The 11,295-nt window shown below is 63.2% G+C and carries 9 protein-coding genes; 5 read left to right on the top strand and 4 right to left on the bottom strand.

Annotated elements, in window-relative coordinates:
* Positions 1-144 precede the first annotated feature (144 nt).
* Positions 145-966, bottom strand: coding sequence for a methyltransferase domain-containing protein (locus tag ACVOL0_RS19240; protein WP_481550448.1), 822 nt, complete (start codon positions 964-966; stop codon positions 145-147).
* A gap of 354 nt (positions 967-1,320) precedes the next feature.
* On the opposite strand from ACVOL0_RS19240, the gene ACVOL0_RS19235 reads away from it, so the two are divergent.
* Positions 1,321-1,920, top strand: coding sequence for a nitroreductase family protein (locus tag ACVOL0_RS19235; protein WP_481550447.1), 600 nt, complete (start codon positions 1,321-1,323; stop codon positions 1,918-1,920).
* Between the two features lie 614 nt (positions 1,921-2,534).
* Here ACVOL0_RS19235 and dusB read toward each other — a convergent pair.
* From dusB to ACVOL0_RS19220, 3 genes are all read right to left on the bottom strand, one after another.
* Positions 2,535-3,524, bottom strand: a complete 990-nt coding sequence (gene dusB / locus ACVOL0_RS19230; RefSeq protein ID WP_481550446.1) for a tRNA dihydrouridine synthase DusB — start codon at positions 3,522-3,524, stop codon at positions 2,535-2,537.
* Between the two features lie 141 nt (positions 3,525-3,665).
* Positions 3,666-4,616: a ribokinase gene (locus tag ACVOL0_RS19225; protein WP_481550445.1), complete on the bottom strand. Its 951-nt coding sequence runs from the start codon at positions 4,614-4,616 to the stop codon at positions 3,666-3,668.
* A gap of 46 nt (positions 4,617-4,662) precedes the next feature.
* A complete protein-coding gene (locus tag ACVOL0_RS19220; RefSeq protein WP_481550444.1) occupies positions 4,663-5,961 on the bottom strand; it encodes a NupC/NupG family nucleoside CNT transporter in 1,299 nt (432 codons plus the stop codon).
* Between the two features lie 188 nt (positions 5,962-6,149).
* Here ACVOL0_RS19220 and ACVOL0_RS19215 point away from each other — a divergent pair, with 188 nt between their 5' ends.
* From ACVOL0_RS19215 to ACVOL0_RS19200, 4 genes are all read left to right on the top strand, one after another.
* Complete coding sequence (locus ACVOL0_RS19215; RefSeq protein WP_481550443.1) at positions 6,150-7,136, top strand: potassium channel beta subunit family protein; 987 nt, start codon at positions 6,150-6,152, stop codon at positions 7,134-7,136.
* Between the two features lie 328 nt (positions 7,137-7,464).
* Positions 7,465-7,647: a hemin uptake protein HemP gene (hemP, locus tag ACVOL0_RS19210; RefSeq protein WP_481550442.1), complete on the top strand. Its 183-nt coding sequence runs from the start codon at positions 7,465-7,467 to the stop codon at positions 7,645-7,647.
* Between the two features lie 149 nt (positions 7,648-7,796).
* Positions 7,797-10,001 (top strand): TonB-dependent hemoglobin/transferrin/lactoferrin family receptor, encoded by a 2,205-nt coding sequence (locus ACVOL0_RS19205; protein ID WP_481550441.1) that lies wholly within the window; start codon positions 7,797-7,799, stop codon positions 9,999-10,001.
* Positions 10,002-10,091: 90 nt separating this feature from the next.
* Positions 10,092-11,018 carry a DUF6607 family protein gene (locus ACVOL0_RS19200; RefSeq protein ID WP_481550440.1) on the top strand — a complete coding sequence of 309 codons (927 nt, stop codon included), beginning with the start codon at positions 10,092-10,094 and terminating at the stop codon, positions 11,016-11,018.
* Positions 11,019-11,295 lie beyond the last annotated feature (277 nt).

Raw genomic sequence — 11,295 nt, 5'->3', positions numbered from 1 at the left:
TGCGGGCATGGGGCGGGGTTGCCCCCCCGGCGGGCCCCCGCGGGTTTCTCCCGCGCCCTTATTTTGTTTGTTGCTCAACCCCGTTTGGACATTTTTGGGGCGGCCCGGGGGGGGGCGGGGGTTCCCCCGGGGCCCCGCCACAACTCAGTAGACCGTGGCGCGGGCCTGCACGAAGGAATAGAAGAACACCGCGTTGGGGTCGTTCTGCACCTGGGTGAACTCGGCGCGCATGCCGTCCACCGTGGCCTGATCGACCTTGCCGGCTTCGAGCAGTTGCTCTGCTGCCGACAACAGCAGCTCTTCCCATAGCGCGAACATCACCTTGCGCCGCGCCGGTTCGCGATTGTCCAGGTGCACGGTCTTGGTCTGTGTCTGCACATCGCGAAAGCCACCGGCCAGTAGCAGGTTGCCGAGCTTGGCACCGACAAACGGGTCGCCACCGCTGTCGATCTGGAAGTCGTTGAACGCCATCCAGTAGCGCCACAGGTTGGGCGAGTAGGGATCGAGCAGGAACGAGGCGTTCATCACCTCGGTGACGAATACCGGCGAGCCCGGGCTCAGCACCCGTCGCACTTCGGCCAGTGCGCGCGCAGGTGAGGGTACATGTTCCAGCACCCAGCACAGGAAGGCGCCATCAAAGCTGCGCGGTTCGAACGGTAGATCGGTGGCGTTGGCGCGCTGGAACTCGACGCGTTCCTGCAGCCACGGCATCTGCGCCAGATGCGCATTGGCGGCAGCCAGCTGACGCTCGTTGAGGTCGATGCCGGTGACCCGCAGTTCGGGGAAGCGGCGCAGCAGGATTTCGGTCTGCGCACCGACGCCGCTGCCAACCTCGAGGATGTGGCGCGAATTGCGGAAATCGATGTCGTGGAAGATTGCAGGTTCGAACAGGCGTGCCTGCTTGCGCAGCCGCTCCTGTTCGGTGGCGGAGAAGCCATGCAGATAGGGGAAGTCGTTGAGGGTCATGAAAACAGCGTCGTGCAGTGATCTGTGCAGTATCGCCAGCCGCTGTTACCGCGGTGCATGCGTAACGGAACCCAGCATTGCGGTGCCGCAGGCAATGACGGCGCGGCGCGGGTTTGCGGTGATGGGTGGCTGATAGCCATTGGTTCTGAGAATTCGCTGATTTGGAATCAGGCTTTGGTGAGAGCTTGCTGGGGAGCTTTCCAAGGGCAAAAAGCGAAATCTGCATTTGTTCTGAAAATGAAACGAATTATTGGATTTTAAGTAATTGTTCTAATTTTGATGGCAAATACAATGGGCGTCATCAAGCAAGGGCCAGCGGTGTTGCCGGCCTGCTTTCCCTCCAAGGAAACGATCATGAACAGCCAAGTCATCTCCCTGTACAAGAAGCGCCGTTCCCAGTACGCCCTCGGCAAGCAGCTGCCGATCAGCCAGGACGACACCACTCAGCTGATCAAGCAGGCCATGCGCGAAGCGCCGTCGGCCTTCAATGCACAGTCTTCGCGTGCGCTGATCCTGTTCGGTGACCACAGCCAGAAGTTCTGGGAGCTGACCAAGGAAGAACTGCGCAAGATCGTACCGGCCGAAGGCTTTGCCGCCACCGAAGCCAAGCTCAATAGCTTCGCCGCGGGTGCCGGCACGGTGCTGTACTTCGTTGATACCGATGTGGTGAAGGGCCTGCAGGAACAGTTCGCGCTGTACGCCGACAATTTCCCGGTCTGGGCCGAACAGTCCAACGGCATGGCCCAGTTCGCTGTGTGGACTGCGCTGGCAGACGCTGGCGTTGGTGCCAGCCTGCAGCATTACAACCCGCTGGTGGACGAGGTGGTGCGTAAGCACTGGGGCGTGCATGGCAACTGGCAACTGCGTGCGCAGATGCCGTTCGGCTCGAACGAAGCCCCGTTTGGCGAAAAGACCTTCATGGAAGACGAAGCCCGTTTCAAGGTATTCGCCTGATCAAAGTGTTCGGCTGAACCCGGTCGACGCGGTTCTCTCCCCTGCGCGTCGATGACAGTCGGACGGGCCCATCAGCGCAAGCGGGTGGGCCCTTTTTTTGCGTGATGTAGTGCCGAGCCATGCTCGGCAGAGACTTTCTGCACCATCGGACAGATCGTCGGCAACGCCCAGCCGAGCATGGCTCGGCTCTACAGAAGCTGGACTACGTAGTGCCGAGCCATGCTCGGCAGTTGCCTTCTGCACCATCTGACAGATCGTCGGCAACGCCCAGCCGAGCATGGCTCGGCTCTACTGAAGCTGGATTACGTAGTGCCGAGCCATGCTCGGCAGAGGCTTTCTGCACCATCGGACAGATCGCCGGCAACGCCCCAGCCGAGCATGGCTCGGCTCTACAGAAACTGGATTGCGTAGTGCCGAGCCATGCTCGGCAGAGGCCTTCTGCACCATCGGGCAGATCGCCGGAAACGCCCCAGGCGAGCATGGCTGGGCTCTACAGAAGCTGGATTACGTAGTGCTGAGTCGTGCTCGGCAGAGGCCTTCTGCACCATCGGAAAGATCGCCGGTAACGCCCCAGCCGAGCATGGCTCGGCTCTACCGGGAGCACAGCATGCCCTTTATTGGGCGTACGCCGTTTCGCCCGCTACCAGCGCATCAAAATAATCACGGGTCAGCCGGATCTGCGCGTCGGCGGTCTCCGCAGCATTGACCACGGTGCGGAAGGCAGCATTTTCCGGGCGATCCTTCGCATACCAGCCCAGATGCTTGCGGGCGATGCGCACGCCCTGTGGTTCGCCGTAGAAAGCGTGCAGGTCGGTGAGATGTCCCAGCAGGATGTCGCGTACTTCCTCCACCGAGGGCGGTGGCAGTTCTTCGCCGGTGGCCAGGTAATGCGCGATCTCGCGGAAGATCCACGGCCGGCCCTGTGCGGCGCGGCCAACCATCACCGCATCGGCACCGGTGAGCTTGAGCACCTGCTCGGCCTTGCGCGGTGAATCCACGTCACCATTGGCCAGCACCGGGATCTTCAGCATGGCCTTGATCGCGGCGATGGTGTCGTACTCGGCCACGCCGGTGTAATGCTGGTCGCGGGTGCGGCCGTGGATGGCCAACGCGGCGATGCCGCTGTCTTCGGCGATACGGGCGATGCTCGGCGCGTTGCGCACTTCGGCGCACCAGCCGGTGCGGATCTTCAGTGTCACCGGCACATCGACCGCATTGACCACGGATTCGAGAATGCGTGCCACCAGTGCTTCATCGCGCATCAAGGCCGAGCCGGCCCAGGCATTGCAGACCTTCTTGGCCGGGCAGCCCATGTTGATGTCGATGATCTGCGCGCCATGGTCGACGTTGTAGCGCGCCGCGTCGGCCAGCTGCTGCGGCTCGGTGCCGGCGATCTGCACGCTGATCGGCGCCGGTTCGCCGGCATGGTCCATGCGGTGGATGGACTTGCGGGTGGTCCAGAAGCGCGGGTCGCTGATGGTCATTTCCGAGGCGGCCAAGCCCGCACCCAGCCGTTTGCACAGCTGGCGGAATGGCTTGTCGGTAACGCCGGCCATGGGCGCGAGCACCACGTTGGGTGCAATGGTGTAGGGGCCGATCTGCATGGGGGGTATTGTACGGCGGGGGCTGGAACCGCGGCTGTAGGAGCGGCGTAAGCCGCGAAGCTGGCAATGCGTGAAAGGCTTAAGAGCCAACCCCTCCCCAACCCTCCCCTGCTGCGCAAGGGAGGGGGCAAAGCCATAGGCTCAGACGTCGGCCGGGGTCATCCGCGGCATCGCCAGTGCGGCGCCTTCGCTCTCGGTGGAACGGGCGGCGTACAGGTTGGCAAAGCGGACATGCTTGATGAACGAAGATTCCGGTGCTGCTGCCAGCGATGCGGCCAGCGCGCCGTTGAAGGCATCGCCGGCACCGGTGGTGTCCACCACCTGCACCGACTCGGCCGGTACACGGTAGTAGGGCTGGCTGTCGCTGCGCAACTTGTCTTCATCGTGCGAGACAAATACGCCCACCGCACCCAGCGTCACCACCACGGTATTGCCGGACAGCTTGCGGCACAGGGCGTGCAGGCTGGCACCATCCAGCGCCGCCACGTCATCGGCCTCGATGCGTTCGCCGACATGACGACTGAGCAGTGCGGCAAATTCGGTTTCGTTCGGGGTCAGCACGTCCGCCAGCTTGAGCAGGCTGATGGTGGACGGGGCGTTGGCCGGAGCGGCGTTGAGCATGGTCAGCACGCCGGCCTCGCGGGCCAGCGCCAGCGCGGCTTCGATCGTTTCCACCGGCGATTCCAGCTGCGCCAGCAAGACCTTGGCGCCGCCGATCAGGGCGGCGTTGGCGGTGACGAAATCGCTGCTCAGCGAGGCATTGGCACCGGCGCCGATCACGATCGAGTTGCGGCCACGGCCGTCAACGTAGATGCCAGCGGTGCCGGTGGGCTCAGCGGTGCTTTCGGCCACCAGTGCGATACCGTCAGCGTTGGCCAGTTGGCGGGCGAGGTCGCCGCCAGCATCGGCACCAAGTGCGCAGACGAAGCTGGTGTCGGCACCGGCGCGGCGCGCCGCGACGGCCTGGTTGAAGCCCTTGCCGCCGGGACCGGTGCTGTAACGGCCAGCAATGGTCGCCCCCGGCGCGGGCAGGGCATCGCAACGCCAGACGTGATCGACATTGAAAGAACCGGCAACGACAACAGAACTCATGGAATCTACGTCTCTAAAGTGGCGATGAATCAGCAGTGGCAACGGATCAGCTGAAGTGGGTCAGCACGCCGGCGATGGTGGCGGTCATCAAGGTGGCAATGGTGCCGCCCAGAACCGCGCGCAGGCCGAACTTGGCCAGGTCCTGGCGACGATCCGGTGCCAGGCCGCCAATGCCGCCGATCTGGATGGCAATGGAGCTGAAGTTGGCGAAGCCACACAGGGCGTAGGTGGCGATCAGGCGGCCTTCCTCACTCAGGTGGACGCCGGGAACATTGCCCTGGATGATCTGCGACAGGTCCATGTAGGCGACAAATTCGTTGATCACGACCTTCTGGCCAATCAGCGAACCCACGGTTGTGGCGTCAGCCCACGGCGTGCCGATGACCCAGGCGATCGGGGCCAGCACATAGCCGAAGATGGTGGCCAGGTTGGTCGGCTTGCCGATCGCGGCGGCCAGCCCGGTGACGTCACCGATCCAGGTCAGCGGTGCATTGAGCAGGGCGATCAGGGCGATGAAGGCCAGCAGCATCGCGCCGATGTTCAGCGCAAGGCGCAGGCCGTCAGCGGCGCCGCCAGCGGCTGCATCGATGATGTTGGAGGAGGTCTTTTCGACTTCCATCTTGACCGTGCCGCGGGTCAGCGGGGTACCGGTTTCCGGCACCAACAGCTTGGAGATCACCAGGGTGGCCGGCGCAGCCATGATCGAGGCGGCGAGCAGGTGCTTGGCGTAGAACGCCTGTGCGGCCGGATCACCGCCGCCGAGCATGCCCACATAAGCGGCCAGCACGCCGCCGGCGATATGCGCCATACCGCCGATCATCATGGTGATCAGCTCGGACTGGGTCATCTTGGAGATGTAGGGGCGCACGGTCAGCGGCGCCTCGGTCTGGCCGATGAAGACGCTGGCGCAGACGCTGGTGGTTTCAGCACCGGACACGCGCATCACCTTGGTGATGGCCGCCGCCATGACCCGCACGATGGCCTGCATCACGCCCAGGTGGTACATCACGCCCATCAGCGCCGAGAAGAAGATGATGGTCGGCAGCACCTGGAAGGCGAAGATGAAGCCGTACTTGGGGATGTCCATCAGGCTGCCGAAAATGAAGTTGGAACCTTCATTGACGAAGCTCAGGATCTTGACGAAACCCTTGCCCAGCCAGTCGAACACGTCGCGGCCGCCCGGAACCAGCAGCACCAGTGCCGCAAAGGCGATCTGCAGGGTGATGCCGGTGGCAACCAGCTTCCAGTCAACGGCTTTCTTGTTATTGGAAAACAGCCAGGTGATGCCCAAAAGCACCGCCAGGCCGAACAGGCCGAAGCCAATTCTGCCCAAACCTTCGAACATGAGTAATCCCCGGGCGTGCCCGCAAAAGACGCAAGCCTAGAGCAGCGGCTGATGCCGGGCAAGAATATCTCTGGCATAAGCAGGCATTTGCTGGGATTGCGCCGGTATCGGCAAGGTCTGCGGGCCTGCCGGGTGCGCAGTCAGGGTTACACTGGCGGTCTGTCTGCGCGAATCCTGCGCGCCGCCCCATGTTGGAGCCAGCCATGCAATACCGTCGTCTTGGGTCATCCGGCCTGCAGCTGTCCGCCTTGTCGTTTGGCGCCTGGGTGACCTTTGGCAGCCAGATCGGGCGCGACGAGTCGCGCAACCTGATTGCTGCGGCCTGGGACAACGGGGTCAATTTCTTCGACAACGCCGAGGTCTATGCCAAGGGGCGCGCCGAGGAGGTGATGGGCGATGTGATCGCCGACCTGCGCCTGCCGCGCGACGGCTATTGTGTGTCGTCCAAGGTGTTCTTCGGCGCTGCCGAGGAGCCTGCACCGACCCAGCGCGGGCTCTCGCGCAAGCATGTCACCGATGCCTGCCACGCCGCGCTCAAGCGCCTGCGGGTGGAGTATCTGGATCTGTATTACTGCCATCGCCCGGATCCGGAGACGCCGATCGGCGAAACCGTGTTGGCGATGGACAACCTGATCCGTCAGGGCAAGGTGCTGTACTGGGGCACCTCGGAGTGGTCGGGTGCGCAGATTGCCGAAGCCGTGGCCTTTGCACGCGCCAATCATCTGTACGCGCCGAGCATGGAGCAGCCGCAGTACAACCTGTTGCATCGTGCCCGCGTGGAGCGCGAATACGCGCCGTTGTATGCCGATGTCGGCTTGGGCACGACGATCTGGTCGCCGCTGGCGTCGGGCCTGCTGACGGGCAAGTACAACGATGGCATCGCCGACGATTCGCGCCTGGGGCAGTCCTCGCTGGGCTGGCTGCAGGCCTCGGTGCTGGGCGAGCCGGCCGATGATCGCCTGGGCAAGGTGCGCCGTTTCACCGCCTTGGCCGCCGAACTGGGCGAGTCGCCGGCACAGCTGGCCATTGCCTGGTGCCTGCGCAACCCACAGGTCTCCAGCGTGATCCTGGGCGCCAGCCGGGTGTCGCAGCTGGAAGAGAACCTGTGCGCACTGGACGTGCTGGCGCGGGTGGAAGAGGGCGCCTGGCAGCAGATCGAGGCGATCTTCGGCTGATAGCGCGGTTGTAGTGCCGAGCCACGCTCGGCAGCGCGTTGCCAGCGCGGCTTCAGTCCCGTCCGTAGGAGCGGCGTAAGCCGCGAAGCCACGGATTTGTCAGGTTGCAGGCAGGTTGGTGATTCCAGCACGGCCAGCTTCGCGGCTGACGCCGCTCCTACAAGTGTTGATGGTGGGCCGGCGAGGCCCCTTGCCGAGCATGGCTCGGCACTACAGGTGGTGTGGGCGGCCCGGCCTGGCGCCGGGCTTCAAGGTTGTTGCAAATAGTTCTTGCATCGTTATTGAGAATCATTATCATCAACTCCGTCCCCAGCACGGAATCACGATGATGTCGGCCCAGCCCGTTCTGCTTCGCCCCCGCACCCTCCACCTGCCGCAGCGCCCGGTCCAGTTGTTGCCGGTCGATAGCGGTGCCCTGCTCAAGGGTCAGCGCGAGATCGTGATCCAGCATGGCGACAAGTTTTATCGCCTGCGGCATACCAGCAACGACAAGCTGATCCTCACCAAGTAAGCCGCATTGCGGCCGCATTCGCCGCAAGCCAGCGCTCTTGCGCCTGGCTCTTGAATGCACAGCTCTCTCCCCCCTTGGCTACAGCCGGGTTGTGCAGACAACCCGGCTGCCTGCCAGGGGTTTTGCCCACTCCATGATTCCAGGCTTCCATGATCCGTCCAACTGTCTTGAGTGCTGCCCTGTGGGCGGTACTGTCGCCCGCGCACGCCGAAAACGTAGCCTTGCCGGTCGCACATGAATTCGACCGCGTCCAGGTCACCGCTACCCGTACCGAGCGTGCGCTCAGTGATGTCGCCGCCACGGTCGACGTGATTGATCGCGAGCAATTGGACAAGCAGTTGGCCAACGACATCGCCGACCTGGTGCGCTACGAGCCTGGCGTGTCGGTGACCCGCAGCGCCACCCGCTTCGGCCTGGGGGGCTTCCGCATCCGTGGCCTTGATGCAAACCGCGTGCTGATCCAGACCGACGGCATCGCCATGCCGAAGAGCTTCAACATCGGCAATTTCGCCAACAGCAACCGCAACTTCACCGATCTGGAGACGCTCAAGCGCGTGGAAATCGTGCGCGGCCCGGCCAGTTCGCTGTATGGCTCCGACGCACTTGGTGGCGTGGTGGCCTTCGTCACCAAGGACCCTGCCGACTATCTGAAGGACGGCAAGGACAGCTACATCGGCCTGAAGTTCGGCTACGACGGTGAGTGGAAGGGTTTGTTGGCGGGCGCAACCGCAGCCTGGGGCGGTGAACGTTGGAGCGGCATGGTCAACGTCAACCACCATCAGGGTCAGGAGACTGGCAACAAAGGTGACATCCGCACCCAGGACTACACCCGTACCGCGCCGAATCCGCAGGAGCGCGATGGCCGCAGCGTGCTGGCCAAGTTGGTGTATGCGCCGGATGAAAGCCAGCGCTTCCGCCTGACCGTTGAAGGTAATGAGGACAGCACCGATACCGATGTGTTTTCTTCGGTCAACAACAAGCATCCGGTAGCCGCCTCACGTACCACCACGGACATGACCGCACATGACACGCAGAACCGTACGCGTCTGTCTTTCGCCCACGAAATGGATGCGCTGGACGCTGCGTTTGCAGATAGCCTGAACTGGCAGATCTATCGCCAGAACAGTGAAACCAAGCAGGTTACCAACGAAGGCCGTACCAACGGCAGTCGCCGCCATCGCGCCTTCCATTTCGACCAACTGGTGTACGGTGCGCAGCTGCAGTTCAACAAGGCCTTGCAGACCGGCTCGGTCGAGCACGCGTTGACCTGGGGCTTTGATGGTGCGCAGACCGACATCCGTCAGAAGCGTGATGGCTACCAGGTGCTGGCCAACGGCACGGTCAGCTCCAATATCTCGCCCGACAATTTCCCGGTGCGTGATTTCCCGATCAGCAAGACCACCGAACTCGGCCTGTACGTACAGGACGAAATGCGTCTTGCCGATGGCCGACTGTCAGTTGTGCCGGGCCTGCGTGTTGATCATTACCGGCTCAAGCCCGAGCTCGATACGATCTTCAAGGAAGACAACCCGGACATGGCGGTGGCCTCGCTGACCAAGACCAGCGTCTCGCCGAAGCTGGGTGTGGTGTGGCGTTTCGATGAGCAATGGTCGTTGTTTGCCGGCTACGCGCACGGTTTCCGTTCGCCGCCGTACAACGATGTCAACCTGGGCTTCACCAACCTGATGTTCGGCTACACCGCCATCCCCAATCCGGACCTGAAGCCGGAAACCAGCAATGGTGTGGAACTGGGCGTGCGCTACGTCAGCCCGGTCGCTTACATGAGCGTCAGCGGTTACTGGAACGACTACCGCGACTTCATCGAATCGCAGCGCTATGTCGGTGTCAACGCACAGGGCTTGATGGTGTTCCAGTCGCAGAACATCGCCGATGCGCGCATCTATGGTGCCGAGCTGAAGGCAGGGGTCGATTTCGGCCAGGTCAGCGATGCATTGAAGGGCTGGGGCCTGCGCAGCGCGGTGGCATGGGCGCATGGCCAGAACCGTACCGCAGATACCCCGCTGGACTCAGTGGATCCGCTGCGCGGTACCGTCGGCCTGATGTACGACCGCGACGACTGGGGCGTGGAACTGGCCGGCACCTTTGCCCGCCGCAAGGATCGCGTCGCTGCAGCCACGGCGTATCGTCCGGCGGGCTATGGCGTGCTCGACCTGATGGCGCATTGGGAATTCGCACCGGGCGCCAAGTTCAACGTCGGCGTGTTCAACCTGACCGATCGCAACTACATCGACTGGTCCAGCATCACCTCCACGCTGGCCGCCAACAGCAGCGTGATCGATCGCTTCAGCAACCCGGGTCGCAGCGTATCAGCCAGCGTCTCGGTGTCCTGGTAAGCAACAACGTTAGCGGTTCCTCCAGGAGCCGGCGAAGGAGCGCATCGCGGCCACGGATGGCCATCCCTTTCATCCACCGAAGGAAAACCCATGAAGCTGCTTTCCGCCAGCCTGCCGCTGCTGTTTTTTGTCAGCACCGCTGCCAGCGCCGCCACTGCCGATATCGCCCGTGACCACGACAGCATCCTGAAGATGCAGGGTGAGTACACGGTGGACTTCGCCTTCGATGAAACCGTGCTGCTCAAGCCCGGCTACGAACGCGCGCCGGCGATGCGCAGCGGTGGTGATGAAGTGGTGATCGTGGTTGAGGACACGCCGCAGCGCATCGTGTTGCAGCATCTGCTGGTGGACACCAAGAGCGGCCACGTCACCAAGCACTGGCGCCAGGACTGGGTCTACGAAGCACCGCAGCGCTTTGAGTTCAGTGCCGACCAGACCTGGACGGTGCGTCCCATTCCGGCGGCGCTCAATCAGGGCGCGTGGACGCAGTGCGTCTACGAAGTCAGCGATGCACCGCGTTACTGCGGCACCGGCCGTTGGAGCTACAACAACAACGTGCCGACCTGGACCAGCGACCTGAGCTGGCGGCCGTTGCCGCGTCGCGAATACACCAGGCGCAGCGACTACAACGCGCTGGCGGTGGTGAACCAGCACACACTGACCCCGAACGGCTGGACCCACGAGCAGTTCAACACCAAGGTGCAACGCAACGCCGACGGCAGCCAGGTGGAGATCGCGCGCGAGTTCGGTTTCAACGACTACATCAAGACCACGGAAGTAAACTTCACGCCTGCGCGTGATTACTGGGCTGCCACCGCACCATTCTGGGCGCAGGTGCGGCAGCGCTGGGATGGCTTTCTTGGCAGGGCGCCGGGTGTGCACCTGAAAACCAAGCTTGATGGTATGGCGATGATCATGCCGCTGTTCCAGCAGGCCGAGGAGATCCAGGGCGGCGCGGCACTGGACACCGGCAAGATCGATGCGGTGTACGCCAAGTATGTGGAAGCTGCCAGGTAAGCCTGGCCTTGCCTGGCTTTGTTTGGCTCTGTGGGAGCGGCGTCAGCCGCGAAGCTACTGCAACATCAGGGGCAAGGGCTGACCCCTCCCCAACCCTCCCCTTGGCTCCGCCAAAGGGAGGGGGCAGAGCAGTAGGAGCGGTGTCAGCCGCGAAGCTGGTGGTCCATCAGGTCGCAGGCATGACCGTGATTGCATTGACGCCAGTTTCGCGGGGGGCGCCGGGGGGACAAGGGTGGGGGGTTTTGCGTGTGACACAGCCGTGGAGCCACCCCCCTCA

The sequence above is a fragment of the Stenotrophomonas sp. STEN021 genome, from assembly GCF_056760175.1.
Note: the sequence above shows the minus strand (reverse complement) of the source record. Positions and strands in the feature narration are given on the sequence as shown.